This window comes from Streptococcus sp. k-90 (genome assembly GCF_013277565.1).
GTDB lineage: Bacteria > Bacillota > Bacilli > Lactobacillales > Streptococcaceae > Streptococcus.
On record NZ_VMNE01000042.1, the window covers coordinates 1 to 443 of the forward strand.

General features: G+C 37.9%; 1 protein-coding gene. It reads left to right on the forward strand.

Annotated elements, in window-relative coordinates; all coding sequences use genetic code 11:
* Nucleotides 1–443: transposase (locus HT734_RS09155; RefSeq protein WP_173308526.1), on the forward strand; the 443-nt coding region annotated here is incomplete at both ends.

Below are 443 nucleotides of genomic sequence, written 5' to 3' on the forward strand. Positions count from 1 at the left end.
ATTTCAACTTCAACTGTCATTCGCAAACTCAATGACTTTCAATTTAAGCATGATTTTTCTCGCCTTCCACAGATTATGTCCTGGGACGAATATGCCTTTACAAAAGGAAAAATGAGTTTCATTGCGCAAGATTTTGACAATCTCAATATCATCACTGTTCTTGAAGGTAGAACACAAGCTATAATAAGAAATCATTTTCTGCGCTACAATCGCGCTGTTCGTTGTCAGGTGAAAATCATTACTATGGATATGTTTAGCCCTTACTATGACTTGGCTAAACATCTTTTTCCGTATGCCAAAATCGTTCTAGATCGCTTCCACATTGTACAACATCTTAGCCGTGCTATGAGTCGTGTGCGTGTCCAAATCATGAAGCAATTTGAGAGAAAATCTCATGAATATAAGGCTATCAAGCGCTACTGGAAACTCATTCAACAGGATAG